Genomic DNA, 26991 nt, shown 5'->3' with positions numbered 1-26991 from the left:
GCGAAGCCGGCCAGTCCTGCGCCTGTGGATCACAGCAAACATCATTAAGCCGAACACATAATGACAACAAAGCTTTCAATTCCCACAATGCGTGCCGTCGCAGCAGCCGCCATGCTCCTCGCGTTGAGCGGTTGCGCGACGTTCTCCAAGGACGGCGGCCTGGACGCTGTCTCAACCTTGACCGCCGAGCGCACCGGCCAGGACGTTCGCCTGCCCAGGACGAATGCCGATAGCGCGGCCATCCAGGACGAGCTGAATCAGTTGCTGAAGCAGCCGCTCTCCGCCGACAGCGCGGTCCGTGTCGCCCTGATCAACAACCGCGGCTTGCGGGCGTCGCTCGCCGAACTGGGTGTCGCCGAGGCCGATCTGGTGCAAGCCGGCCGCATGGCCAACCCCGGCTTCAGCTTCAGCCGCATGTCCGGCGGCGGCGAAACGGAGATCGAACGCAGCGTCATGTTCGATCTCGTCGGACTCGTGACCATCCCGATCCGTCGCGATATCGAGTCGCGCCGTTTCGAGAGCGCCAAGCTGGTCGCGGCAAACGAAGCGGTCCGGCTCGCGGCAGACACGCGCAAGGCCTACTTCAATGCCGTCGCGGCAGTGCAGTCGGCGCGCTATGCGGAGCAAGTGCGTGAAGCGGCCGGCGCGAGTGCCGAACTGGCGCAGCGCATGGCCAAGGTCGGGAACCTGAGCGCCCTCGACCAGGCGCGCGAACAAGCATTCTCGAGCGAAGCCTCGACCCAGCTGGCACGTGCACGGCACAGTGCGACGGCCGCGCGCGAGCAGCTTGCCCGGCTGATGGGTGTGTGGGGAGAAAACACGGCGTTCCAGCTTCCGGACAAGCTGCCCGAGCTGCCGGCGGTTCCGCGCGAGGCAGGCAATATCGAGTCGCTCGCGATGCAGCAGCGCCTCGATGTACGCCTGGCAAAGCTCGGCACCGAGTCGACTGCGCGCGCACTGGGCCTGACAAAGGCAACCGGCGTCATAAACGTCCTCGACGCGGGATACGTCAACTCGAGCAAGTCCGGTGCACCCCGGGAAAACGGATACGAGATCGAACTCGCCCTGCCGATCTTCGATTGGGGAGGCGCACGTGTGGCGAAGGCCGAGGCGCTCTACATGCAATCGGTCCACCGCACCGCAGATACCGCCATCAATGCCCGGTCACAGGTCCGCGAAGCGTATTCCGCTTACCGGACAAACTATGACGTCGCCAGGCAGCATCGCGACCAGCTGGTACCACTGCGGAAGAAGATTTCCGAAGAGAGCCTGCTTCGCTACAACGGCATGCTCTTGAGCGTGTTCGAACTGCTGGCCGACGCACGCGCACAGATCGCGGGCGTGAATGCGGCCATCGACGCGCAGCGAGAGTTCTGGATCGCCGAAACGGATCTGCAGGCCGCCATCAGCGGCAGCGGCGGCGCAGGGTCCGCGATCTCCATGGCTTCAACCGCCGCGCCCGCCGAAGCTGCCGCGGAACACTAAACAAGGAATGAATCAACAATGAGTTCTCGTCGAGATTTCTTCACTGGCGCAGCCGCCCTGGTCGGCGCCGGACTGGTCAGCCGTGCTGGCGCGGCCACCCTCCCGGAAGCCCCAATCATGACCAGCGCGGCTACGCAGCCACCTCCACCGCCACCGAACGGCCGGCCATACAACCCGGTCGTCACCCTGAACGGCTGGTCCCTGCCCTGGCGCATGAACAATGGCGTCAAGGAGTTCCACCTGATCGCTGAACCCGTGGTTCGCGAGATAGCGCCCGGCATGAAAGCCAACCTGTGGGGCTACAACGGCCAGAGTCCCGGACCAACCATCGAAGTGGTAGAAGGCGACCGGGTGCGCATCTTCGTCACCAACAAACTGCCGGAGCACACCAGCATCCATTGGCATGGCCAGCGCCTCCCCAACGGCATGGACGGCGTCACAGGCCTGAACCAGCCGGGCATCCAGCCGGGCAAGACCTTCGTCTACGAGTTCGTCGCTCGCCGCCCGGGTACCTTCATGTACCACCCGCATGCTGACGAAATGGTCCAGATGGCGATGGGCATGATGGGCTTCTGGGTCACGCACCCAAAGAATCCGGCCCATCACAAGGTTGATCGCGATTTCGTATTCCTGCTGAACGCCTACGACATCGAGCCGGGCAGCTACACCCCGCGGGTCAACGAAATGCTCGATTTCAATATCTGGACCTTTAACAGCCGCGTTTTCCCGGGCATCGATACCATGAACGTGCGCCAAGGCGACCGCGTGCGCATCCGCACCGGCAACCTGACGATGACGAACCACCCGATCCACCTGCATGGACACGAGTTCGAGGTTACTGGCACCGATGGCGGCTGGACCCGGCCTGAGTCGCGCTGGCCAGAGGTGACGACCGACATCGCCGTTGGCCAAATGCGCGCTATCGAGTTTATCGCTGACGAGCCGGGTGACTGGGCCTTCCACTGCCACAAGTCGCACCACACGATGAACGCCATGGGCCACGACGTCCCAACCCTGATCGGCGTGGACCACCGCGGGGTGGCCGAGAAGATCACCAAGCTGGTACCCGACTACATGGTGATGGGCGAAAAAGGCGGCTCGATGGGCGACATGGAGATGCCGCTGCCCGACAACACCCTGCCGATGATGACTGGCCAAGGGCCGTTCGGGGGTGTCGAGATGGGCGGCATGTTCACCGTGCTGAAAGTCCGCAAGGATCAGAAGCCGGGCGACTACAAGGATCCGGGCTGGTACAAGCACCCTGCGGGCACGGTGGCTTATGAATGGAAGGGCGAGCCGCCGGCGGCCGTTCGCAACCACAACCCGGGCGGCCAGGCCATGCCGGCGGCGAAGACGCCCGAGGTGGAAGTCACCGTCCGTAAACCCAAGGGCCACCAGGGCCATCACTGACAACCGTCGAGGAGAAGACCTCATGTTCAAGCGACTCATCTCGAAATCGGCGCTGGCCGCGGCATTGTCCCTGCCCATGCTGGCAATGGCAGCTGCGCCAGTCATCGACGTCTACAAAAGCGAGTACTGCGGATGCTGCGCGGCCTGGGTGGACCACCTGAAGGCCAACGGTTTTGCACCCAAGGTGACGAACGTCGCCAACCCGTCGGACTACCGCGAACGCGGCGGCATTCCGAACGAGCTGGGCTCCTGCCATACCGCCATCGTGCAGGGTTATGCGATCGAGGGGCACGTGCCGGCGAGCGACATCAAGCGCCTGCTGGCGGAAAAGCCAAAGGCCAAGGGGCTTGCAGTCCCGGCCATGCCGCTCGGTTCTCCAGGCATGGAGGGGCCGCGCAAGGACCCGTATGACGTCCTGCTTGTACAGGCGGACGGCAAGACCAAAGTTTTCAAGCACTACAACTGAACCAACCACGAAAGGAGACACCATGAACGCATTCTCGAAACTGACTCTGGCAATCGCCATGGCCGCCGGCGCGTCGATCGCAACGGCACAGGACAATGGCCACGGTAGCCACGCCGGCAACGGCTCGCACGGTGCGCACGCATCCCATGCGGGCCACCAGGCGGCACCGGCCGAACTGGTCGACGGCGAAGTCAAGAAGATCGACAAGGACGCAGGGAAGATCACCTTGCGCCATGGGGAACTCAAGAACCTCGACATGGCCGCGATGACGATGGTCTTCCGTGTCCAGGACCCGGCAATGCTGGAGCAAGTCAAGGTAGGCGACAAGGTCAAGTTTTCGGCCGACCGGGTGAACGGCGCCGTGACAATCACGCAGATGCAGAAGGCCCAGTAAGCAGTATCGGGCCATCGTCGAGTCCCGCATTCCACGAATGCGGGACACATAGGAGAAACAACATGAACATTAAAAATCTGCTTGTCGCCACAGCCGCGGCCATTTCCACGTTGTCGGCTCCCGCCGCCTTCGCTCACGCAAAGCTCGAGGCATCGACTCCCCAAGCCAACAGTGTCGTCAGTCCGGCGCCTGCACAGGTGCGCCTGCAGTTCAACGAGCCGCTGGAACTGCCGTTCAGCAAAATCAAGCTGGTCGACGAGAAAGGCACTGTTGTCGAGCCTTCGAAGATTGCATCGGATCCCGCCAACGCCAAAGCCCTGATTGCCACTACGCCCGGACTGCATGCCGGCGCGTACCGTGTCCAATGGAGTACCGTCACCCGGGACGGGCACAAGGTCAAGGGCGAGTTTAATTTCCAGGTGAAATAAGTGGAGTCTGACCTCGCGTCCCTGCAGCGCGCCGTCACAGTCGTCCTGAACCTGTCGTTTGCCGTGCTCGTTGGTGCGAGCGCGGCAACGCTTTGGCTTCGCGCGGGTACGTCTTCCTGGGTAACCGGACTTCTGCCTCGCCTGCGCACTGCCGTGCTTGGCGCGACCGGCTCGGCGATGTTGGCGTACGTGGCGATCCTCTGGGTCGAGGCGGCGTCGATGGCGGAAGTGCCGCTTGCCGAGGCGCTGCCGGCTGTCCGTTCGGTGATCACCGCTACCCACTATGGGATGGCGTGGATGATCGGCGCGGCAGCACTCATCGTCATCGGTGCCGTTTGCACCGCACGCGACCAGAGGGGCAAGCCCGCATCAATGATCCGCATCGGGGCGATCGGCGTGCTGCTCTACAGCCGCAGCATGGTCAGCCACGCGGGCGCCGGCGGCGATTTCATATGGGCAGTGGCATTCGATTGGGTGCACCTGGTCCTGATCAGCCTCTGGGTAGGCGAAGTGCTTGTGGCCGGATTGATCGCCCTGCCTGGCGGGCCTGGTACAGAACTGCAGAGCCGCCGCGACTGCGCCGACTACATTGCCGCACTGTCGCATTCGGCAACCATCGCGTTGGTCGGGATCTTCACGACCGGTATCATCGCCGCCTGGCGAGGCCTCGGCGGATTCGACAACGCATTCGGCAATCCCTATGCGGCGACTTTGCTGGTCAAGATCGGCCTGGTGCTCTGCGCCTCCGCGCTGGGAGGCCTGAATCGCTTCGTTGTCATGCCTGCGATGCTTTCGCGCCTTCGCAAAGCTTCCAAGCGTGCCAAAACTGGTGGAGACCGGAAGGCGGGCAACGGGAACGAAGCCAGTACGCTTATCGCAGCTGAGTCGAGTCCGGACCGGAGGTTCGTATTGATCCTGCGGGCGGAAGCAGTCTTCCTTATTGCAGCAATTGTCGCGGCAGCGTTCCTGAGCTCGACGCCGCCACCAACCGCATCCTGAACACTTCACTCAATCAAAGGAAAAACAATGACAAGGACATCCCTGAGACAATTGGCACTGGCGGGCATTCTGGCCGCCACCTCGGCCGCCAGCTTGGCGGCTTCACCAAAGGAAGCTCTAGCCGCGTTTCACGACGCGCTGGTGGCCGGCGATAGAGCGAAGGCCCTCAGCCTGCTGGCACCCGAGATTGCAATCTATGAAGCTGGTTACGTCGAACGCTCGCGCGACGAGTATGCAAGTCACCATCTGGGCGGCGACATGGAGTTCGCGAAGTCGTCGACTCGCAAGGTGCTCAAGCAAACCGAGCGCATCGACGGCAAGACTGCTGTGGTCTGGGAGGAGACGGAAACCACCGGGACATCGCGCGGCAAGCCGGTACACGCTTTCGGTACCGGAACGGCAGTGCTGGAGAAGCGTGGCGACACATGGGCGATCGTTCACGTGCACTGGTCGTCTCGGAAGGCGAAGTAATCAGCATTCTTCCGGCTCTACTGCAACGGTATGGGACGAAGCTTGCGCTGCAGCGGTTGGTTGACTCTTCTAACAGTTATCCCTGCAAGGCGCTTGGCTAAACCTTAAGCCGGCGCCTTGCCTCGTAGCCCGCGGCGCGCGGGACTTGCTGCGTGCGCCGCCCGTTCTTCTCCCACCTCTTCCGGATCTTCCAGCGTGGCCAGGATCGGACAGTCCGGCCGTTCGTCTCCTACGCAACAGTCGCTGAGCTCCTTCAAGGTATCGGCCATCTGACGCAGGTTCCTGATCCGCTCTTCCAGGTCAGCGATATGCGACTGTGCAAGCCGTTTCACGTCAGCACTCTGTCGCGACCGGTCATCCCACAAACTGAGCAGTTCGCCGATCTCCGCTACAGAAAAGCCGAGGTCTCGGGCGCGCCGGATGAAGCGCAGGCGGTGCATGTCACTACCGGTGTACGCCCGGTAACCCGACTCGCTGCGCGCCGCATGCGGTATCAACGCGATCTCTTCGTAGTAGCGGATCATCTTGGCCGACACGCCAGATGCCTTCGATGCTTCACCGATATTCATGTGCTGTCTCCAATATCACTCATCATTCAAGGGCGGATTGAACCCGCGCAGCCGCAAGGCATTGCCAAGGACGAATACGCTGGACAATGCCATCGCCCCGGCAGCAAACACGGGCGACAGCAGCACGCCATACGCTGGATACAACATGCCCGCCGCCACCGGGATCAGGGCAACGTTATAGGCAAACGCCCAGAACAAGTTCTGGCGTATGTTGCCAATGGTCGCTTTCGAGAGCGCGATCGCATTAGGAACGCCCTGCAGGCTGCCTGACATCAGTACCACGTCGGCTGCTTCTACCGCGACATCGGTACCAGTGCCGATTGCCAGGCCGACGTCAGCCTCGGCCAGCGCGGGCGCATCGTTGATGCCGTCACCCACGAACGCGACGGAGCCATGTTCGGCCTTGAGTCGCTTGACCGCGTCCACCTTACCCTCGGGCAGTACTTCAGCCACGACCTCGTCGATACCGAGGCGCGCCGCAATCGCGCGAGCGGTGCGCTCGTTATCGCCAGTAATCATCGCGACCTTGAGCCCCAGACGATGCAGGGCAGCGATGGCAGTGGGTGTATCGGCCTTGATCGGGTCGGCCACGGCGACAATGGCGGCCAGGCGGCCATCGATTGCCGCGTACAGCGGCGACTTCCCTTCTTTCCCGAGTCGCGCGGCCGTTGGCTCGAAGCTTCCCACATCCAGACCGAGCGAGCGCATGTACCGGTCCGCTCCCACTTCCACGCGCACCCCATCCACCAGTGCACGTACACCCATGCCGGTAGTCGATTCGAACCCAGTAAGCGCCGGAAGCGCGATGCCCTCTTGCTCAGCAGCCTCGACGATTGCACGCGCAATCGGATGTTCGGAACGCGACTCCACGGCTGCAATGCTTGCCAGTACCTGCGCGCGCTCGAAGCCCGTGCCAACTTCCAGGTCAGTCAGCGCGGGGCGCCCTTCGGTCAGCGTGCCGGTTTTGTCTACTGCGACGACCTTTGCGTCCTTCAGGAGCTGCAATGCCTCGCCCTTACGAAACAGCACGCCCAGTTCTGCTCCGCGTCCGGTACCGACCATGATGGAGGTCGGCGTCGCCAGCCCCATCGCGCAAGGACAGGCGATGATGAGCACCGCCACGGCGTTCACCAGGGCGAAGCTCAGGGCTGGCGACGGCCCGAAAACGAGCCAGATCAGGAATGTGACGGAGGCCGCAGCCATCACTGCAGGCACGAACCACATCGTGACCTTGTCAACGACCGCCTGGATCGGCAGCTTGGAGCCCTGCGCCTGCTCCACCAGGCGAATGATCTGCGCCAGGACGGTCTGTCCACCCACGGCCGTGGCGCGCAGGGTAAAGGCGCCCTTCTGGTTGACCGTGCCACCGACTACGGCCCTGCCATGCACCTTTCTGACCGGGACAGGTTCACCGGTGATCATGGACTCGTCCACGTAGCTGTCGCCCTCAATCACCTCCCCATCGACCGGAATGCGTTCGCCCGGGCGCACCTCTACGATATCGCCGGCGATCACATCGGCGACAGGTATGTCCACTGCACGGCCGCCGCGTACCACATGGGCCACTTTTGCCTGCAGCCCGACCAATCGTTGGATGGCTTGCGACGTACGGCCCTTTGCCTGGGCTTCCAGAAATCGGCCTAACAGGATCAGCGCCACGATCACAGCCGCTGCTTCGTAATAGACGTTCACGGTGCCCGCTGGGAGCAGGCGCGGCAGGAAGGTGGTGACGACCGAATATGCGTATGCCGCCAGGGTACCCACCGCCACAAGCGAATTCATGTCCGGTGCCAGCCGCAGTAGTGCAGGAAAGCCTTTGGTGTAGAAGCGACGGCCGGGAATGAACAACACCAGTGATGTCAGTACGAACTGCAGGTACCAGCTCGGCCCTTGACCGACGTTCTCCATGACCCAGTGATGCATAGACGGGATCAGGTGCGAGCCCATCTCGAGGACGAAGACCGGTAGCGCAAGAGCGGAAGCAAGCAGCAGGTCGCGCTTGAGTGCCAGACGTTCGGCATCCTTTTTGGCCTCGCCGTCATCACCGCTGGAGCGGGTGCTTGCATCGAGAAGCTTGGCTTCATACCCCGCCTTGCCGATAGCCGCCAGCAGCGCTTCGGTCGCCGCCACGCCGCGTACCGTCGCACGTTCGGTTGCCAGGTTCACCGTGGCTTGGCTCACACCCGGCACTGCGTTAAGGGCTCGTTCGACCCGCCCGACACAAGATGCGCAGGTCATGCCCTCGACAGACAATTCGATTGTCTGGGCGGGAACATCGTATCCGGCCTTCTCGATTGCCTGGACCAGGGCTGTACGGTCCACCGCGCCGTCTCCGCTTGGCCGTATTTCAGCCCGCTCCGTCGCGAGGTTGACCGCGACGCTGCCGACGCCCTGGACTTTCCGAAGCGCGGCCTCCACGCGGCCCACACAGGAAGCGCAGGTCATGCCCTCGATCCGTAGACTGATGGGTAATGCGCCGCTGCCGGCGGGCTGTTTGTTTGGAATGCTCATTGGTGGCTCTCTACAATGCGTTCAAGATACGATTACTGTAAACCTTTCCATCATGGGAAGGTCAAGCATCTCCGGGAGAACTGGCGATACCGCCTTGTCCGGCCACCCGAAGATGAAAGACTGTCGGGATGGGAGAAAACCGGCGAGGCGCCTGGCCTCCCGTGGAGCAGCGTGAATGGCGGGCTGTAGATGAGGTGCAGATATACCGGATTCGACACCGTGCACCTTACCGTGTCGATAAAGCGACGCCATGCAGCGACGTCGGCTTGGGAATGGATGCGATTGGACACCGGGCAGAAAAGGTGTCGCAATCGCCATCCTATTGTCTACGTCATACGCGTGCGCTTGCAGTGACGGGATATCCCGCCTCTACGACGGCCGCCTTTACCTTGTCGATATCGGCGCTGGTGTCAATCCGGACTTTCTTGCTGCCCAGGTCAACGTCCACCTTCGCATTGCCATCGACCGCTTGCACCGACCTCTTGACACTATTGGCGCAACCGCCACAGGTCATGCCTTCAACTTGCAATTCATACATGCTGCTACCTCCCTTGGCTAAATTGAGCCTTCACTGTAAACCTTCCCATGATGACAAGGTCAAGCACTATTCAGATTTTGAAGTCGTCGAAAGCGACCTTTGACTCGTCCACGGCAAGATCGCGCAGCATCGCGCGGGTAGCAGACAGCATCGCCGGCGGCCCACAAACATAGAACTCGAGCGTACCGATGTCGGAGTGCGTGTGCAGAAGCTCATTCCTGACTGCCTCGTGCACCAGTCCGCTACGATGAGGGGGCTGCCCGGCCTCCTCCGAAAAAACCAGATGCCAGTGGAAGTTGGAGTGTTTATCGGCAAACGCATGCATCTCGTCCAGGTAGGGAGCGTCGCGAATGCTGCGTGCGCCATACCAGAAGTGGATTGGTTCGCTCGCACCCTTTGCGAGAAGCTCGTGGATCATGGCGCGCAGTGGGGCCATGCCGGCGCCGCCACCGATGAACACTTTTTCGCGCGCGCCTGGCTTGAGCGCGAAGTCACCAAATGGCCCGCTGAACGACACCGTGTCGCCAGGCTTTAGCGTGTACATGTAGCTCGATCCCCTGCCCGGCCGTTCTCCCGGCATGAACCGCACGAGGAAGACAATCTGGCCGTCTGAGCATTCGGTAGGTACTGCGACCGAGTAAGACCTGCGTAGAGGTGCGTCGTTCGCCAGCCGCCCCAGTACACCGACGTTATTCCAGTCGTCGCGGTGATGATCCGGCACCTCGATGTGGCTGGCGTCGTGTGCATAGGCCGGCACATGCACCTGTACATACGCGCCAGGCCGGCACCCGAGGGGGACTTGCGGCCGTACCGTGACCTCGCGCAGGAACGGCGTCACCGCCCGCACGCTGGTGACCGTCGCAGCATACTCGGTTGCGAGGGCAAGCGTATCGCCGACATCGATGTCGAGGCTGCGCGTGACCGGAAGGCCGCACGCCAGCCGGTATCCCGCCTCGAGCTTCGCGGGTGAAAGCAGCGCCCGGTCGGCCGCGGTAGGCTCCGGCACCTTGTCGACACAGCGTACTTCACATAGCCCGCAGCTCTGCCCGCCGCCACAGTTCGACGGCAGCTGCAGCCCTGAGCGCGCCAGTGCACGGAACACCGTGTCGCCTTTGGCGGCGTCGACTGAACGCGCGACCTGTCCACCGCTACCCAGCAGGTTGACGCTGCGGCGCTGGCGCAAGCGCGTCGGCACGAACTCCGCCAGTCGCACACTCGCAAACAGGAGCCAGACGCCAGTCAGTGCCATCCACAGCCCGCCGATCGCGCTTGAGACGAGCAGCAAGTTGTTGAAGTCCGTACGCTCGCTGTAGTCCATGATGTGGAGCATCCAGAAGAAGTCGAACAGGCGCCAGGTATTGTTCCGGTGTTCCAGCACATTGCCTGAAACGCTGGACACGTACACGGCCGTCTCGTCCTCGTCATTGAAATCCACCCGCCACACCGGCTCCTTGTGTGCGCGGGTCTCCAGGGTGTAGTTGAGCAGGCGCGGCGTGCCTGCCTTGCCGCTGCCGGAATACGATGCGCTTGCGATCGTCCGCGCGAGTGCGCCGTCGATGGACACGCTGCGCCCGTCACTGGCATCGACCAGCCAGCTGCGCTTGTCGCCCTGCAGCCGGTACACAGGCCGGTCGAGCAGCCAGCCCGAGGTGATTGCCATGACCTTACCTGCGCTGGCTGCAAGGACCGCGTCGGGCGCGAGCACGTTGCGCGGCCATTCGGGCGCTGCCTGCGGCTTGATACGGTACTCGCGGCCCTGCACCTTTTTCGCATCGAGCAGGCTCATGACCACGCCGCTCGACATCCACAGTACGAACTGGATCGCAAGAAGCAGCCCTACCCACTTGTGAAGCCTTCTCATCCATGGGCTCATGCCTGCCTCCTGCGCTGGAAGCTGTAGAAGAGTAGCCAGGCGCCGCTCAGTGCAAAGGCCAGGCCGGTGATGGACGCAACGCGCAGCAGGGTATTGTTGACGTCCTCACGCTCCTCGTAATCCATGATGTGGAACATCCACAGGAAATCGAACCATCGCCACAGTTCGTGACGCCTAGCGACCAGGTCGCCGGAGAATGGGGAGAAATACAGGGTGCTGCTGCCCGGATCCACGTCGTCGTAATGTACGGCCCAGAGGGGAACCGGCCGGGCGCCCACTTCCTGCGGCGCTTTGGTGATCCATTCGATGCTGCGGATGCTGCCCTCGCCGACGTACGCCGCGTCGGCCAGCGCGATGATGCTGTCCCGGTCAAGCGGGCTGATGGTCTTGCCGCTGACGGCATCGACCAAGCTGACCTTCTTGTCCTGCTTGATCTCGTAGACCTCTTTCCCGAGCAGCACTTTCAGCCGGATGGAAGTAATGCCGGGATGGCTTTCGTGCAGTTGTGCCTGTGTGATGCGGCTGGCCGAGGGGTTGAGGCGTTCGGTCGGGACATGGGCGAGATGGTCTCCGTGGATGACCTCAAGAGGCACGACGACCATGTACAGGCCGCTGATCATCCACAGCAGCGCCTGCACGCCGATCAGCAGTCCGATCCATTTATGGGCGCGGCGCACCCAGAAAGCTAGTTGCATATATTTCGACAATGAGTTGAGTCAGCCCGGCCTGCGAGACAGGCCGGGCTACGAATGGACAGGATGAGCCGCTTAGAACTTGTAGCCCAGGCGGACGTGCCAGCGGCGGCCGAGCAGGTCGTAGGTCATCGTGTCGGTGTTCCCGTCCGTCCAGCTCTGGATGTACGGCGGACGCTTGTCGAAGAGATTGTCCACACCGAAGGAGACCGCCATTGCTTTGCTGAAGGCATATTTCACACTGGCGTTATGATATGCGATGCTCGGTGCACGGGAGCCAATATCGGCCGGGGCTGCGTTGATGTCGTCAGCCTTGCCGATGTACTGGACGGTATAGGAACCCGACCATGGCCCGTTCGCTGCCGTCAGCGATGCGCTTGAACGCCATTTCGCATAGCTGCCGCGGCCACCCGTGATCTTGCCCGCATATTCGATCACGTCGCCGCCCGGGAAGGGCGTGATATCGAACCGGTTCAGGCGCGAGACGTCAAGCGAGGCTGACGAAGTCCATCCGTACAGGGAAAAGTCGTACAGTGCGCCAAAGTCGATCCCCGAAACCCGCTGCTGGGCCGCGTTTGCGGGCTGCGACGACAGGAAGTTGATCTCTTTCGTACGCGGATCGCGCGTGAAGCTCGACGGGCTGCAGAAGATGTGGCTCAGGCCCGGCGAGTTGTAGCAGACGGAGAGTTTCGTCGAGCCCGGCACCGTCTCGATCGCGTTGTCGATCTCGATGTTGAAATAGTCCAGCGTCAGGGTCAGCGACTTCGACGGCGTCCACACCGCGCCCACCGTGAACGTGTCGGCCTCTTCCGGCTCGAGGTCCGGGTTGCCGCCGCCCGTGGTCAGGATCGAAGGACCAAACTGCCTGAAGCCTGCGGGCAGTCCCTGAGCCTGGCAATTCTTGTAGACCGCCGAATTCGGATCGAGCGTGTTCCAGTTATTGCATGGATCGGTCGTCGTCAGGTTTCCTTCCGAAACCCCGCCGAACAGCTCGGGAACGTTCGGGACACGGAAGGCGGTCGACCGGTTGGCGCGCATTTTCAGCGACGGGATGATCTGCCAGTCCAGGCCGACCTTGTAGGTGGCCTGGGAGCCGAACAGGCTGTAGTCGGAGTAGCGCGCCGCCGCGTTCAGGCCCAGCGACTGGACCATGGGCAGCTTCGCCAGCAGCGGGACTGACAGTTCGGCGAACAGTTCGCGTGCGCTGTATTCGCCGGCAATCGGGTCCATGGCGTTGGTATTGGCCGCACCCGACACGATCAGGCTGTCGGGATCGCGCCAGCCTTTTTCGCGGCGGTATTCGAAGCCCGAGGCAAAGCCGACCGGCCCTGCCGGCAGCGAGAACAGTTCTCCGCTGACACTGGCATTGAAGCTCTTCTGGTCGTTGCCGCCATGATCTCGCGTCGTGAAGTGGATGTAGTCGAGCACAGCTGGGCTAAGGTTGCCGTAGCCGAGGTAGTTCCCGCATGGCGCCGCGGTCGGACTGGTGCCGCAGGTGGCGGCATTGAGCGTTGCATCGACCCTGTCGAGGTTGATAATGTTGGTCATGCCGTCAACCCCGGTATTCCGCCCCCAGTTCACGGATGCAGACCAGTCCCAGGTATTCGCGATATTCCCCTTGAGACCAGCAACCACCCGGAAGGTGTTTGTCTCCTGGAAGAAGTAGCGCGGCCCCACCTCGGCAACCCGGCGCCGCTCGAGAACGAGGTCTTGTCCAGTCGGGTTCGTCGGGTGGCTGGCTGCGATCCTGATCGGGCGGTAGACGCCGATGGCGCCTGGCGTCGCCAATTGCTCCGACTTACGGTTAGTGAACATCAGTTCCGTAAACAGGTCGACCTTGTCGTTCAGGCGCACGTTCCCGAATGTGCTGAGGCCGATCCTCTTGATCGGATTGACCGCGTTCAGATAGGGGTTGCTGTTATAGCCGTGCTTGGCTGCGCTGTAGGTTTCGAACCCGCGCGGATTTCCTCCGGGGTCCTGGTTGAAGTTGACCCGACGGCCGTTTGCCAGCAGTGCACGTCCGCCGATCGTCGACGAACTGCCCGAGCAGACAAGTTCACCCTCGTCCTCGAACAGCGCGCATGGCGCGCGCGAGGCCAGGTTGACTGCTTCGCTTTCGGAGTAGTTCAGGGATGCCATCAGCGATCCACGGTCGCTGCGCATCCCCCATACGATGTCGGCGGACTTCTCGGCGCCATCGCCTTCTTCGGTCTTGCCATAACGGACCGATGCTTCCACGCCGTCGAATGCTTTCTTGGTAATGATGTTGACGACACCGGCCACGGCGTCGGCGCCGTAGATTGCCGATGCGCCGTCCTTCAGCACTTCGATGCGCTCGATCATCGCGACCGGGATCATGTTCAGGTCGACCGAGCTGTTCGCCCCGGTACCGCCCGAGACCACCCGCCTGCCGTTGAGCAGGACCAGGGTACGGTCGATGCCGAGGCCGCGCAGGTTCACCTGGGTCGTCCCATAGCCGTTGCTGGTCCAGTATGCGCTGCTCTGGCTGCCGGCCGTGCCGGCGGACGACGGCAAGCGCTGCAGCAGCGTCTCGACCGAGATTGCGCCCGAGCGCTGGATTGTTTCGGCGTCGATCACCGTGACCGGGCCGACGCCCGAAATCTGCTCTTGCCGCAAATTGATCCGACTGCCCGTGACCTGGACACGTTCCATCCCTGCGCCTTGAACTAGTTCCCCAGTCGTAGCAGGTTGCTGTGCGTGTGCGTCTTGTTGCCCTAGCATCAGTGCAATGGCAGCCGTCGTTGCTGGGATGTACTTGTGAACCATTTACCCTCCGGGTTTGTTTTTATGAGAATCAGGACAATAACCAGTGGCCCGCAGCGCGGAACACGCCTTGAAAGCCAAGAGCCAAACTACTTGTCTATACAGCTTGTTGCTTTTTTAAATGTATTACCAAAATCTTTACCGCGCAAGAAAAATAAAGTTTTCGTCGTTTTCGCCACATAAAAGTTAACCAAAAAGGTGTTTGCCGCACGTTATTCCGACTTTGCGCGAGGCGACAAGGGGGCGCCAGGGAAATTCACGCATGAATTCCCCTGCTGAGTGATCACGAAAACTGCGTGGTTTTATGCGCTGGCCATGCGACGGCATTCAGCTGCGCACCGGCGACAGGCAGCGGCGCACCGCTGGCAGTGCTCCATCTGATGCTTGGCGCACTCTTCAGCGCACATGTCGCAGATCGCCGCGCAAGCCTCGCAGACGACTTTTGCGGCTGCGCTACCCCTTGCCATCATCGCGGCTGCGACACGGCACAACTGCGCACAGTCGACGTCGAGTGCGATGCAGCGGGCCATCATCTTCACGTCTTCCTCCTGCAGGCAGGCGGCTGCGCACATGTCGCACGCGTCGGCGCAGTCATTGCACGCTTCGATACAGGTTTCGTATTGCTGATTCATGACGTTCTCCTCAATAGGTCAGGTTCAAAGTCAATTCCAGGAATCCCTCTTGGTAAGGCGTCGGCTGGGCCGCCGCGCCGGTCCTCATCTCAACATCTCGTTCAAAACCACAGACGGATCCCGGCCACAGCCTGGACTTCACTGCGGTCGCCGCTACGCTGCTGCGTGAAGTCGGCGGTACGGCCAAACTGTCTGTTCCACGTCACCCCGATGTAGGGCGCGACCTGGCGAGTGATCTCGTAGCGCAGGCGCAGGCCGGCGCCGATATCGGACAATCCGCTTCCCGTCCCACGCTCTTCGTCGGTACGGCTGTAGAGGTTTGCCGACAGTTCGGGTTCCAGGATCAGGCGCGACGTGAACAGGATTTCGTACTTCACGTTGAACCGGGCGGCAAGTCCGCTGCCCGGGCGCCAATAGGCAGTCGCCTCGGTTTCGAACCAGTACGGCGCCAGGCCCTGCACACCGAACGCGAGCCAGTCCCTGCTGCTGCCCTCGCCGCTGTCGTGCCTGAGACCGAGCTGAGTGCTCCAGAATGTGGCGAATGCCCGGTCCCACAGCAGTTCGGTACGCGCGCTTTCAAGGGTGCCGCCGCGCCGCTCGCCTTCGATCTTGAGCCAGGCCTTGTTGTAGTCGTTGCCGTACCAGGCCTCGAGTTCGACGTTCTGGCCACGCTCGCCATCGCCCTTCGCGAACTCCGCCTTGTCGAGCAAAACCTTGCCGAACGGGGCGTTGTCGTTCATCTCGTGGTTGCCGAAGTTGGCGTGGCGCGCGCCCTCGTTGTAGGCATTCGGATCGCGTGCGTCCGGCGGCGGTTTCCCTCCTTGCATCGGGCCCATCTGCATGGAGTGTCCCGGGCCCATCGCGTTTGCGGTGCCCGCCGCGGCAGTAGCGTTTCGGGGCGCTTGCTGGGCCGGACTTCCATGCCCAATCCCCGAATGGTCCATCTGGTGCGCGTCGTGACCCTGGGGAGGCTGGGCCGACTGGAGCTTTTCCGTCGGAGGCTGCGCGGACGACATGGCATGGCCCGCGTGCCCTTGCCCGGCCGTGGGAGCCGGTGTGGCCGTTGGGGCAACATGGCTCCCGTCCGCATCCGGTTGCGACTGAGATTGCTGCCCTTGCTGGGTGGGCTTGGCCGGTGCGGCTGTGGCACCATGTCCCATTTTCGAATGGTCAATCTGGTGCACGCCATGTTCCTGGGCGGCCTTACCAGGCTGTGACTGCGCCTTTTGAGGCGCTGGCATGGCATGCCCGGCATGCTCCTGGCCCGCTGTCGACGATTGACCAGCAGGCGCCTCTCCATGGCTCTTGTGCGTGGCCGGTTCCGCCGAGGGCTTCTGCTTCTGCTGCGAAGGCTTGCGTGGTGCGGCGGGTGCGCCATGGCCCATCTTCGCGTGGTCCATCCCGTGCATCTCGTGGCTGGTGGACGACTGTTGCACCGGCGTTTGTCCAGAAGCATGTAACGACACTACGTATGCCAACGCAAAAGCGGCATGCCGGGAAAGGGTTGAAAACTTTTTCATGATACGACCACCTCCCTGAACATCCCTGCTTCCATGTGATACAGCAGGTGGCAGTGGAATGCCCAGTGCCCTGGCGCATCGGCCGTGACACGGAACGTGACCCGCTGGGCTGGCTGCACATTGATCGTGTGCTTGCGCACCTGGAATTCACCGCGCTCCGATTCGAGCTCGCTCCACATGCCGTGCAGGTGGATCGGGTGGTTCATCATCGTGTCGTTCACCAGGACGATTCGCAGCCGCTCGCCGAACCGGAAGTGGATCGGCAAGGCCTCGGAGAACTTCTGGCCGTCGAATGACCACATGAAGCGTTCCATGTTGCCGGTGAGGTGCAGCTCGATCTCTCGGCTCGGTTCGCGGGGGTCGACCGGCCCGCCGACGGTCCGCAGGTCAGCGTAGGTGAGGACCCGCCGCCCGTTGTTGCGCAGGTTCGGGCCGGGGTCATCCAGGTTCGTGCGCGGCATGTCGACATGCATGTCGACGCCTGGTCCGTACTCGGACCGCGCATGGGTCACCTTTGGCGGACTGGCAGGTCCCGGCGCTGCCTGGGGCATTTGCGTGTGGCCGGCATGGCTTGCCGCAGCCGGCATCGCATGCTGCATGTGACTGTGGTCGGCGGCCGCACCGGTCGCCGTCTCTGGCGAACTCGTGCCAGCCGCCCCTTGCGCTCGCATTGCGTGCCCGCCTGCGGCGCCGTGGGAGCCGTGCATCACGGACATCGCCATCGCCCCCATCATGTCCGTCATGGTGAGCCATTCGGCCTCGTCCACCGGCGGAACCGGGGCCTGCATCCCGGGCCGTGGCGCGAGCGTGGCGCGCACGAATCCGGAGCGTCCAATCGACTGCGCGAAGATCGTATACGCCTTGTCTTCCGCAGGTTCGATGATCACATCGTAGGTCTCGGCGACCGAGATGCGCAGCTCGTCGACCGGGATCGGCTCGACGTCCTGTCCGTCGGCGGAGACGACCGTCATCTTCAGACCTGGGATACGCAGGTCGAAAATCGTCGTCGCGGCGCCGTTGATAATACGAAGCCGAAGCTTTTCTCCGGGCTTGAACAGGCCGGTCCAGTTCATTTCCGCAGTCGCGCCATTGATCAGGTAGCGCAGCGCACCGCTGATGTTCCGGCTGGCGGTGACGTCGCTGAAGTCGGTGGGCATCATGCGCATCTGGTTCCACATCTTGCGTTTCTCGACGGCTGCGGCGAACCCCATGCTCCGCACGTCGCGGACGAATTCGCCGAAGGTCGGCTGCTTGTTGTTGAAGAAGTCGCTCATCTTCTTCAGGTTGGCCATGACCCGCTCCGGCTTCTCGTCCGTCCAGTCCGACAGCATGACGACGTAATCGCGATCTGCCTGGGCCCGCTCGCCGGCTTTCGGCAGGATGACGATAGGGCCGTACAAGCCGAGCTGTTCCTGGAAAGCGGAATGGCTGTGGTACCAGTAGGTACCGCTCTGCTTGACCTCGAACCGGTAGGTGAAGGTCTGTCCGGGCTCGATCCCCGCAAAGCTCAACCCCGGAACGCCATCCATGTCCGCTGGCAGCAGGATGCCGTGCCAGTGAATCGAACTGACCGTTGGCAGCCGGTTGGTGACCCGGATCGTCACGGTATCCCCCTCGTTCCAGTAGAGTGTGGGTGCGGGCACCTGGCCGTTGACCGCGGTGGCGATACGGTCTGCTCCGGTGAAGTTGACAGGCATCGGCCCTATCTCGAGGTCGAAACTGGTACCGCGAAGCTTGTGCCGGTCCTGCGCGGCAAAGAGCGCCCTCGGGCTGAAACCTGCAAGGCCTATCGCTGCGCCCAGCCCTTGCAGGAAACGGCGCCGCCAACTGCTCGCGCAGCGGTCAGTAACTTCTGAACGTTTCATATGGTTCTCCGATTTGAAATGCGACTTCTGGCGCAGCGATCTGCGCGATTCGGCCCCAAACGTTCCCCATGGCGGTACCCAGGGACGCGGACACGCCTTCCCCGCGGCGGGTAGCCACGGGTGCACGATTCGGTTATTTGATCTGATTTCCAGGAACGCGTGCCCGGTCGGGATGGCCATCCGTGCAGGCGCGAACGCGGGCGCGGGCCGGCCTCCCGGGAATCAGGAACGCATCGCCGGCGCTAGGCGTGAAGGATTACGCCGCGATTGACGCGGCAGTGCGTGGAGGTCGTTCGATCCGGGCCGGTACATGCCCGGTGAATGAAGATGAGAAAAATTGCAGGGCAGTGCTGACTGCTTCCTCGACTGCAGTCACGGTCATTACAGGCGGCGGCGCATAGGCGCCAATGGAGCAGCTTGCACAGGTGCCGCAGCCGGATCGCGCATGCGAGCCGTTGTCGTCGCAGTCTTGATCCGGCGATGCAACGCTTTGCGCGGGTTCGGCAGCATGCCCATGCTCGCCATCGTGCGAATCGACAGCCGCCGTTGTGTCCATCTGCATGCCACCAGGCTGGCCAGCGGCGGTCAAGGGATGATGCGCCATGCCGCACTCAAACCTCGCCACTCCCGCAATGCCCTGCAAGGGTAGGGAGACGATGAGTAGGCAAAAGAAAAATGATCGAAGCCTGGCGCGCATATGGTCAATGTAGCATGCTCCCGGGGTAGCGTGCACACAAATGCGTGATATTCGGCCCGGTTGCCCCGCATTCCGCCAAGGTGCTGGCGTTCGCTTTCCCGTCGAAATATGGTCTTGAAGAAGTTTATTAACCTCAGAACAAGCAGTTCTACCGTGCGCTCCTGGCATAGCCCGCTTCGCACGAGGGCTTCGCTTTCACCTTCTCGTTCACCTGGAGCGAGGTGGGCTGGTAGGATAGTCAGCTATCTTCCTCTCGCACCTCTAGCCCATGAAAAAATGCCATCTCTGCCATCAGGTGCGAGAACTTCGTCATTCGCATATAGTTCCAGAGTTCCTGTACCGCGAACTCTACAACGATAAGCGGCAGTTAATGGCTGTTAGCGGGTTGGGAAAGCGTGGGCGGACTCTTCTCCAGAATGGCATCAAACAGCACCTGTTCTGTGAGGAATGTGAACAGCATTTCAACGAGCATTTCGAAAAACCTTTTAAAAGGTGGCTCGACACTAAACAGCTTCCGAATCCCTGGCCCTCGGCCGAGGAGGCCCACTGGACGGAGGCAGATTACGCCCCATTCAAATTGTTCCATCTGAGTGTCCTGTTCCGTGCTTCGGTTTGTTCGCTAGGGACGTTCAACCACGTGTCGCTCGGCCTCCGCCATGAAGAGCGCATGCGGCAAATGCTTCTTGCATGCGATCCGGGTGCCCATTCCGAATACCCAGTTTACGGCCACGCGGTCATACACCACGAAACTCGTCGACTTGTACCAATGGTCTCCACGGTCGTTAAGTCGAGTATTGAGGGTCACCGGTGCTGGGGGACCATGTACGGCGGCGTGCAATGGTGGGTGTCGGTCTCTTCCCACCCTAACCGCCTGATCGAGCACGGTGGGCTGCAGCCAGATGGAAAAATGGCATTTCTTGCCGAACTGTGGCATCAGGTGCCTGTTGTCCAAGCCGCTGCGCAGGCGCTGCGGTCACCAATACCAATGCAGAGCGGTCGCTCCTAAGCCGGGCCAACTAAAGGTTTGATTCTCGTACCCAAGCTGTGAAATATGGCTAGAATGGCACCAACCGCCGTTACTACCCGAACCCGATGCGACGCTCCTTCCCCGCGCTGTTCAGATGCATTGCGCTGCTCCTCGTCATGACCCTCATGACGTCGGGCATGGCGATGGCATCGTACGTGTGTCCGGAAGCGGTCGCCAAGCGGGCGCCCATGCAGATGATGGATGGCGAGCCCTGCGCCGGCATGGACATGGAGCGCCCCGTCCATTGCGCCGAGTTCTCGGCCGACACCAAGGCTTCTGTCGACCACCATAACCCGGTTCCCGCGCTGACCCTGCTGTCCCCCGCCGGCCTCGTTCGTATCATCACCCCCGTCTCGGCGCTCGCGATCGCCCTGCCATGGCCCGCCGACCCTCCCGGTCCGGTCGCCGGCCCGCCCTACCTGCGAACCCTGCGCATCCAAGTCTGACCACCTCCCTTTTGGCAAACGCCCGGTTAGCGGCCGGCGCTCGTTTTCATTTGCGGAGGATGTATGTATTCTATTTTCACGTCACGTCATGAGGTGCCGGCCAAGCCTGCACGCTCCGGTCCCGCCCTGGTCGCGGCCCTGTTCCTGTTAGCTTCCAGCAGCACATCTGCGGCCCCGGATGGCCTCACCCTGAACGACGCCCTGGCGCTCGCAACGTCCGGTTCAGCCTCCGCGAAGGCGGCGCGAGCCTCGATCACGGCAAGCGAGCATGCCGCCGCCCGCGCGGACCAGCTGCCCGATCCGACCCTCAAACTGGGTATTGATAACCTGCCCATTACGGGCCCGGACCGCTTCCGTCCCAACGCCGACTTCATGACGATGCGCCGGATCGGCATCGAACAGCAATGGGTTTCCCGCGGCAAGCGGCAGGCCCGTACTGAGCTGGCACGCCGCTCGGTCGAGGCCGTCGAGGCTGCCCATCTCGATAAGGTCGCAACTATCCGCGTCGAGACCGGGAAAGCCTGGATGACCGTGCTGTACAAGCAGCGAGCACTCGGCCTGTCCAGGTCGATTGCGCGCGAAATGGAAAGCGACCTTGCAGCCCTCCAGGCATCGCATCGTGGAGCCAAGACCTCGGCCAGCGACGTACTGCAGGCAAGGACCGAGCTGCTGCTCAGCGGCGACGGCGTTGATGCAGCCGCGCAGGATCTGCAGACAGCCCTCTTCCAGCTGCGCCGCTGGACCCGCACAGACGCTGAGGCCGTGTCGAATGAGCCACCGAACCTGGATACGGCCTTGACCCGCTCGGCGATGCCAAACCTGGAAAGAATGCACCCAGCGGTCCTCAACGCACGCCGTACCGTCGACCTGGCCGACGCCGACGTGGGCGCGGCCGTGCAAGAAAGCCGGCCCGACTGGTCATTCGAAGCCGGCTTCGCCCAGCGCGGCGGTCAGTTTTCGAACATGGTGTCGTTTGGCGTCAGCATCCCCTTGACCATCCGCCGGGCGCAGCGCCAGGATCGCGAGATCGCGGAGAAAGCCGAACTGGGCACGCGGGCAAGGCTGGAGTACGAGGAGGCACTGCTGGAGACACAGTCATCATTCGAGACCCAGCTGGGGCAGCTCGAGAGCCTGAAGCGCCGTATTGCCCGGCTCGAGAAGGAGCTGCTGCCGACTGCGGCGCAGCAGGTCGAGATCGCGCTGGCCGACTATCGCGGCGGAACCGGAACGCTGACCGCCGTATTCAAGGCCAGGCGCGCCGCCCTCGAGCGCAGACTGCAGGTCAATGCGCTCGAACTTGAGGCGGCCCTGATCTGGGCGGGACTGGAGCTGCGCTTGATCCCACAGAACATGGCAAGTGGTGGGAGGGTAGCCGAATGAAACGCTCCCTTGCAACGAAGATCCTGCTCCTCGCCGCTGCGGGCGCCTTGATCGGGTATGGTGGCTACTGGCTGGGTGCGAACAGGTCTGCGGGCGCTGCGGGCGGACACGGCGACAGGAACGCGCCTGCCACAGCCTCCCCATCGGATTCGGGCAGGCGCGTCCTGTATTGGCATGATCCGATGGTCCCTGGCAAGCGTTTCGACAAGCCCGGGAAAAGCCCGTTCATGGACATGCAGCTGGTCCCGGTGTATGCCGACGAGGGCGAGTCGGCCGGGATCAAGATCTCGCCGACCCTCCAGCAGAATCTCGGTATCCGGTTCGCAACGGTCCGGCGCGAGGAAGTCGCGGACTCACTCGATCTGGTCGGCACCACCCAGTTCGATGCGAGCCGCGAGGAGGTCATCCAGAGCCGTACCGCCGGCTACATCGACAGGCTCCACGTTCGCGCGCCACTGCAGCAGGTGCGGCGCGGCCAGTCCGTCGCCTCCGTGTTCGTCCCGGAATGGATCGCCCCCCAGGAGGAATACCTCGCGCTCAAACGCGGAGGCGACACGGCGCTTGCCTCCGCCGCCCGCCAGCGCATGCGCGCACTCTCGATCCCCGACTCCCTTGTCACGGAGCTGGAGCGTACCGGACATGTGCAGACGCACCAGCTACTCGCCTCCCCCGTTTCCGGGATCGTCAGCGAACTCGGGGCGCGCGAAGGCGCCCAGGTCACACCCGGCATGACGATCGCCAAGGTGGTCGGCTTGCAGACTGTCTGGCTGCTTGCTGAGGTGCCGGAAGCCCTGATCGGCTCCGCGCGAGCCGGCATGCGGGTGAGCGCGACGGCGGACGGCGAAGCCAGGCGCACCCATGAAGGCAAGGTGAGGGAAATCTTGCCTGGCGTGAATGCCGCGACCCGGACCGCCCAGGCCCGTATTGAACTGGACAACCGCGACGCATCGCTGATGCCTGGCATGCTGATGCGCGTCCGGCTTAGCGCTGCGGCAGCAAAGCCCCGCTTGATAGTGCCGACCGAAGCAGTGATCGCGTCGGGTACTCGCTCCACCGTACTGGTCGCACAGGGCGACCGGCTGCGTCCTGTGGTCATTACAACCGGTCGCGAGATCGGTGACGCCACCGAGATTCTCAGCGGTCTGGAAGAAGGCCAGAAAGTCGTCGCCTCGGGCCAGTTCCTGATCGATTCCGAAGCAAACCTGAAATCGGTCTTGCCCAAATTTGCGGGTGAGGCACCGGCGGCACGCGCCGATGGCGGCATTGGCCAGGCGCCTGCAGCCGACCGCATGGACGCGATGAAGAAACCGCCCGCCGCTCCTGCACGGGCGCAGAAGCCAGGCAAGGCCACTGCAACCGTGCACACGGCGGTTGGCAAGGTGGAGGAGGTTTCGGCTGATGCCATCACGCTGTCGCACGGACCTGTCGCTACACTGCAATGGCCGCCCATGACGATGGATTTCATGAAGCCCGCGCCTGATGCGTTCAAGGATATCAAGGCCGGCCAGACCGTCGAATTCGACTTCATCGAGGGAGCCGATGGCTACCTGCTCAAGCGGGTCGTGGTAACGAAGGGCGGCAAGCAATGATCGCGCGCATCATCCGCGCCGCGATCGCCGCCCGGGTCTGGGTCCTACTTGCCGCCGCTCTGCTGGCGGCATGGGGCGTCCATTCGCTGCGCACGACCTCGCTCGACGCCCTGCCCGACCTTTCCGACACCCAGGTCATCATTCGCGCCCAGTATCCCGGCAAAGCGCCGCAGCTCGTCGAAGACCAGGTCACGTATCCCCTGACCACCGCCCTGCTGTCGGTGCCCGGGGCGACCTCCGTGCGCGGCTATTCCTTTTTCGGCGACTCCTTCGTCTACGTGCTGTTCAATGACGCGACCGACCTGTACTGGGCGCGTTCGCGCGTGACCGAGTACGTCAACCAGGTGCAAGCCCGTCTTCCCGCAGGCGTGAGGGCCGAGCTGGGTCCCGACGGTACCGGCGTGGGCTGGGTATTCGAGTATGCCCTGGTCGACCGGACCGGGCGACATGACCTCAGCCAGCTGCGCGCACTGAATGACTGGTTCCTGAAGTTCGAGCTGAAGACGGTTCGCGACGTCGCGGAAGTCGCCAGCATCGGCGGCATGGTCCGGCAGTACCAGATCGTCCTCAACCCCGACAAGCTGCGCGCGTTCGGCATGTCCCACACCCGGGTGCTCGAGGCGGTTTCACAGGCCAACCAGGAATCCGGAGGCTCCGTCGTCGAGATCGCGGAGACCGAGTACATGGTCCGCTCCCACGGCTACCTGCGTTCCCTGGAGGACTTCCGCAACATCGTCTTGAACGCGAGCGAAGCCGGCACGCCGGTCCTGCTGAGGGATGTCGCCTCGGTGCGCCTGGGACCTGAAATGCGACGCGGTATTGCCGAGCTCAATGGTCAGGGCGAGGTCGCTGGCGGCGTTGTGATCATGCGGTCCGGGAAGAACGCACTCCACACCATTGCCGCCGTGAAGGCAAGGCTCGAGACACTGAAGCACTCGCTCCCGAAAGGTGTCGAGATCGTCACGACCTATGACCGTTCGACGCTGATCTCCGCATCGGTGGCGAACCTGGGAAGCAAGCTCATTGAAGAATTCGTCGTGGTCGCGATCGTGTGCGCGGTCTTCCTGTTCCATGTGCGCAGTGCGCTCGTGGCCGTCCTCACCCTGCCGCTGTGCGTGCTGGCTGCATTCATCGTCATGCGCTACCAGGGCGTGAATGCCAACATCATGTCGCTCGGGGGTATCGCGATTGCCGTAGGCGCCGCCACCGATGCCGCGCTCGTCCTGGTCGAGAACGTGCACAAGCACCTAGAGGCCCATGCGGACGCCAACGAAGCCGCGGCACCCGACGCCAGGACCCGCTGGGAGATCATTGCCCAGGCTTCGGTCGAAGTCGGACCAGCACTATTCTTTTCACTGCTGATCGTGACCCTGTCCTTCATTCCGGTGTTCGCGCTCGAAGCCCAGGAAGGCAAGCTGTTTGCACCTCTTGCCTACACCAAGACCTACACGCTTGCGGCAGCCGCCGGGCTCGCGATCACCCTGGTTCCTGTGCTGATGGGTTACCTCATCCGGGGCAGGATTCCGAAGGAGTCGGCCAACCCGATCAACCGCCTGCTCATCAAGGGCTACCGTCCGCTGCTCGACGCCAGTCTCCGCCATCCGAAGACAACCCTGGGCATCGCCGTGATCGCGCTCATGCTGACGGCGATTCCCATTTCGCGCCTGGGTGGTGAGTTCCTGCCGCCCCTGAACGAGGGCGACCTGCTCTACATGCCGTCGGCCCTGCCCGGCCTGTCCGCCGCAAAGGCGGGCGAGCTGCTGCAACAGACCGATCGGCTGATCAAGACGGTGCCCGAGGTGGCCACGGTCTTCGGCAAGGCAGGCCGCGCGGAGACCGCGACCGACCCGGCGCCGATGGAGATGTTCGAGACTACGATCCAGTTCAAGCCGAAGGACCAGTGGCGGCCTGGCTTGACCAAAGAGAAGCTAGTGGAGGAACTTGACCGCATCGTCAGGGTGCCGGGCCTGTCGAACGTGTGGGTGCCGCCGATCCGCAACCGCATCGACATGCTCTCGACCGGTATCAAGACGCCGGTCGGCATCAAGGTTTCCGGGCCGGACCTGGGCCAGATCGACAGGGTGACGACCGCTATTGAAGCCGCCGTCAAGTCCGTACCCGGCGTCAGTTCCGCGCTCGCCGAGCGGCTCAGCGGCGGCCGCTATATCGACGTCAGCATCGACCGGCAGCGCGCCGCGCGCTACGGGATGAGCGTGGCCGACATCCAGACGGTGGTGTCCACGGCAATCGGTGGCGACAACGTGGGCGAGGTCGTGGACGGGCGGCAGCGCTTCCCGATCAACGTGCGCTACGCGCAGGACTACCGAGATTCGGTGCAGGCCCTGCGCGAACTGCCGGTCGTCACCGCGCGCGGCGCTCAGATTCGCCTTGGCGACGTAACGACGATTGTCGTGATGGACGGTCCCCCGATGATCCGAAGCGAGAATGCGCGCTTGTCCGGCTGGGTGTATGTCGATGTCCGCGGGGTCGACCTTCTCACCGCCGTTCGTGCGATGCAGGAGCGGGTCCGCGACAAGGTTACGCTGCCCCCAGGGTATGCAATCGGCTGGTCGGGGCAGTTCGAGTATCTCGAGCGCGCGTCCGAGCGCCTGATGACCGTGGTTCCACTCACCTTGCTGGTCATCTTCCTGCTGCTTTACCTGGCCTTCCGCTCCACGTCCGAAGCGATACTGCTGATGGCGACGGTGCCCTTCGCACTCGTGGGCGGATTCTGGCTCGTCTGGCTGCTCGGTCACGCGGTATCGGTCGCAACGGCGGTAGGGTTCATCGCTCTGGCAGGGCTGGCGGCGGAATTCGGTGTCGTCATGCAGGTATATCTGCGCAATGCGCTTCAGAGCCGGCTCGATGCCGGACGCGCACTGACCAGCGAGCTGGTGTTGGAAGCCATCACGGAAGGTGCGCTCCTGCGGGTACGGCCCAAGGCGATGACGGTAGCGGTCATCGTGGCCGGGCTGCTTCCCATCATGTTCGGAAGCGCGGCCGGCTCCGAGGTCATGCAGCGTATTGCGGCACCGATGGTTGGCGGGATGGTGACGGCGCCGCTGCTGTCGCTGTTCGTGATCCCTGCCGCCTGGCGGATGCTGCAAGAGCGGCGCATGGGTAAAAGGAAGAATGAGGAGACCTAGCTTCAAGACGCGCCGGACATGCATGAAGGCGCGTTTTCCTCGCCCGGACCATCCTGTTTTTCTTGCTCC

22 protein-coding genes are annotated in these 26991 nt (G+C 62.8%); 12 read left to right on the top strand and 10 right to left on the bottom strand.

Annotation, left to right across the window (positions count from 1 at the left end; all coding sequences use genetic code 11):
* The first annotated feature begins 111 nt into the window (after positions 1–111).
* From BM031_RS10675 to BM031_RS10645, 7 genes are all read left to right on the top strand, one after another.
* A complete protein-coding gene (locus BM031_RS10675; RefSeq protein ID WP_091874563.1) occupies positions 112–1485 on the top strand; it encodes a TolC family protein in 1374 nt (457 codons plus the stop codon).
* Between the two features lie 18 nt (positions 1486–1503).
* Positions 1504–2895, top strand: coding sequence for a multicopper oxidase family protein (locus tag BM031_RS10670; RefSeq protein ID WP_091874562.1), 1392 nt, complete (start codon positions 1504–1506; stop codon positions 2893–2895).
* A 22-nt stretch (positions 2896–2917) separates the two neighbouring features.
* Positions 2918–3361 (top strand): DUF411 domain-containing protein, encoded by a 444-nt coding sequence (locus tag BM031_RS10665; protein WP_091874561.1) that lies wholly within the window; start codon positions 2918–2920, stop codon positions 3359–3361.
* A 22-nt stretch (positions 3362–3383) separates the two neighbouring features.
* Complete coding sequence (locus BM031_RS10660; RefSeq protein ID WP_091874560.1) at positions 3384–3755, top strand: copper-binding protein; 372 nt, start codon at positions 3384–3386, stop codon at positions 3753–3755.
* A 62-nt stretch (positions 3756–3817) separates the two neighbouring features.
* Complete coding sequence (gene copC / locus BM031_RS10655; RefSeq protein ID WP_091874559.1) at positions 3818–4183, top strand: copper homeostasis periplasmic binding protein CopC; 366 nt, start codon at positions 3818–3820, stop codon at positions 4181–4183.
* Entirely contained in the window at positions 4184–5182 is a 999-nt protein-coding gene (locus BM031_RS10650) for a CopD family protein (RefSeq protein ID WP_091874558.1), read from the top strand.
* A gap of 27 nt (positions 5183–5209) precedes the next feature.
* Positions 5210–5653 carry a YybH family protein gene (locus tag BM031_RS10645; protein WP_091874557.1) on the top strand — a complete coding sequence of 148 codons (444 nt, stop codon included), beginning with the start codon at positions 5210–5212 and terminating at the stop codon, positions 5651–5653.
* 104 nt (positions 5654–5757) lie between these two features.
* Here BM031_RS10645 and cueR read toward each other — a convergent pair whose 3' ends face one another.
* The 10 genes from cueR to BM031_RS25020 form a co-directional block, all read right to left on the bottom strand.
* Positions 5758–6222 (bottom strand): Cu(I)-responsive transcriptional regulator, encoded by a 465-nt coding sequence (gene cueR, locus BM031_RS10640; RefSeq protein WP_091874556.1) that lies wholly within the window; start codon positions 6220–6222, stop codon positions 5758–5760.
* 15 nt (positions 6223–6237) lie between these two features.
* Entirely contained in the window at positions 6238–8733 is a 2496-nt protein-coding gene (locus BM031_RS10635; protein WP_091874555.1) for a heavy metal translocating P-type ATPase, read from the bottom strand.
* 331 nt (positions 8734–9064) lie between these two features.
* On the bottom strand, positions 9065–9271 hold the full coding sequence (locus BM031_RS10630; protein ID WP_091874554.1) for a heavy-metal-associated domain-containing protein: 207 nt from the start codon (positions 9269–9271) through the stop codon (positions 9065–9067).
* Positions 9272–9341: 70 nt separating this feature from the next.
* On the bottom strand, positions 9342–11144 hold the full coding sequence (locus BM031_RS26220; RefSeq protein WP_091874553.1) for a 2Fe-2S iron-sulfur cluster binding domain-containing protein: 1803 nt from the start codon (positions 11142–11144) through the stop codon (positions 9342–9344).
* Complete coding sequence (locus BM031_RS26215; RefSeq protein ID WP_091874552.1) at positions 11141–11839, bottom strand: PepSY-associated transmembrane domain-containing protein; 699 nt, start codon at positions 11837–11839, stop codon at positions 11141–11143. The genes BM031_RS26220 and BM031_RS26215 overlap by 4 nt, the downstream gene beginning before the upstream one ends.
* Positions 11840–11911: 72 nt before the next feature.
* Positions 11912–14509, bottom strand: coding sequence for a TonB-dependent receptor (locus BM031_RS10615; RefSeq protein WP_229408777.1), 2598 nt, complete (start codon positions 14507–14509; stop codon positions 11912–11914).
* Positions 14510–14922: 413 nt separating this feature from the next.
* Entirely contained in the window at positions 14923–15252 is a 330-nt protein-coding gene (locus tag BM031_RS10610) for a four-helix bundle copper-binding protein (protein WP_091874550.1), read from the bottom strand.
* Positions 15253–15353: 101 nt separating this feature from the next.
* Positions 15354–16094, bottom strand: a complete 741-nt coding sequence (locus tag BM031_RS10605; protein ID WP_229408775.1) for a copper resistance protein B — start codon at positions 16092–16094, stop codon at positions 15354–15356.
* 674 nt (positions 16095–16768) lie between these two features.
* A complete protein-coding gene (locus BM031_RS10600) occupies positions 16769–18637 on the bottom strand; it encodes a copper resistance system multicopper oxidase (RefSeq protein WP_091874548.1) in 1869 nt (622 codons plus the stop codon).
* Positions 18638–18893: 256 nt separating this feature from the next.
* Entirely contained in the window at positions 18894–19241 is a 348-nt protein-coding gene (locus BM031_RS25020) for a hypothetical protein (RefSeq protein ID WP_177207707.1), read from the bottom strand.
* A gap of 361 nt (positions 19242–19602) precedes the next feature.
* Here BM031_RS25020 and BM031_RS25015 point away from each other — a divergent pair, with 361 nt between their 5' ends.
* The 5 genes from BM031_RS25015 (at position 19603) to BM031_RS10575 (ending at position 26922) form a co-directional block, all read left to right on the top strand.
* Positions 19603–20340, top strand: a complete 738-nt coding sequence (locus BM031_RS25015; RefSeq protein ID WP_143084555.1) for a hypothetical protein — start codon at positions 19603–19605, stop codon at positions 20338–20340.
* Between the two features lie 86 nt (positions 20341–20426).
* Positions 20427–20807, top strand: a complete 381-nt coding sequence (locus tag BM031_RS10590) for a hypothetical protein (protein WP_229408774.1) — start codon at positions 20427–20429, stop codon at positions 20805–20807.
* A 63-nt stretch (positions 20808–20870) separates the two neighbouring features.
* Positions 20871–22187 (top strand): TolC family protein, encoded by a 1317-nt coding sequence (locus BM031_RS10585; RefSeq protein WP_091874546.1) that lies wholly within the window; start codon positions 20871–20873, stop codon positions 22185–22187.
* A complete protein-coding gene (locus tag BM031_RS10580) occupies positions 22184–23776 on the top strand; it encodes an efflux RND transporter periplasmic adaptor subunit (protein WP_091874545.1) in 1593 nt (530 codons plus the stop codon). Before BM031_RS10585 ends, BM031_RS10580 begins: the two co-directional genes overlap by 4 nt.
* Positions 23773–26922, top strand: a complete 3150-nt coding sequence (locus BM031_RS10575) for an efflux RND transporter permease subunit (RefSeq protein ID WP_091874544.1) — start codon at positions 23773–23775, stop codon at positions 26920–26922. Before BM031_RS10580 ends, BM031_RS10575 begins: the two co-directional genes overlap by 4 nt.
* Positions 26923–26991: the final 69 nt, after the last annotated feature.

Origin of the sequence: Massilia yuzhufengensis (assembly GCF_900112225.1) — a bacterium.
Lineage (GTDB): Bacteria > Pseudomonadota > Gammaproteobacteria > Burkholderiales > Burkholderiaceae_D > Telluria > Telluria yuzhufengensis.
Note: the sequence above shows the minus strand (reverse complement) of the source record. Positions and strands in the feature narration are given on the sequence as shown.